Here is a 628-nt window from a genome sequence, read left to right on the forward strand (position 1 = left end):
GGCGTGGCGGCCAATATCTATCAGCTGACAGTTTTGCGGCCGTGGTCGCGCTTTCGGTGACGCCCGTGTATCGCTTGCGGTAACCCCCGTAACGTCTGCGTTTCCCGCATTTCTATCGAGTGACAGATATTTCACCGCCGCCGCTCCGACGGCGTGCGCGACGCCGGGATCTGCTGTCGTGCTGCGGCGATGGCACGATGAGGCGGTGACATCTGCCGGTCCGGGCCGTCCTCGTGTCGATCAACGCAGCCGCCGTGGGGGAACGCCGCGCGCGGAGATCCTCGATGCCGCCGCCGAACTGTTCACCGCGAACGGCTACGGGAGTACCTCCACCCGGGGCATCGCCGATGCGGTCGGCATTCGCCAGGCATCGCTGTACCACCACTTCGCCGCCAAGGACGACATTCTCGACGCCCTGCTCGCCGAAACCATCACCGCACCACTGGAACTGGCGCAGCGACTACGCGCGGAACCCGATCCCGCGGCGGTGCGGTTGTACGCGCTGGCATGGGCGGACGTGCGGCAACTGTGTGCCGCCAAGTGGAATCTCGGCGCGCTGTATCTGCTGCCGGAATTGCGCAGCGACCGCTTCGCCGAATTCCGCGACCGCCGGGCCAGGTTGCGCCGG

General features: G+C 66.9%; 1 protein-coding gene. It reads left to right on the forward strand.

Annotation, left to right across the window (positions count from 1 at the left end):
- Nucleotides 1-205: 205 nt before the first annotated feature.
- Nucleotides 206-628: TetR/AcrR family transcriptional regulator (locus ON37_RS10170; protein ID WP_040718648.1), on the forward strand; the 423-nt coding region annotated here is incomplete at its 3' end.

Source organism: Nocardia veterana NBRC 100344 (assembly GCF_000308855.1).
Taxonomy (GTDB): domain Bacteria; phylum Actinomycetota; class Actinomycetes; order Mycobacteriales; family Mycobacteriaceae; genus Nocardia; species Nocardia veterana.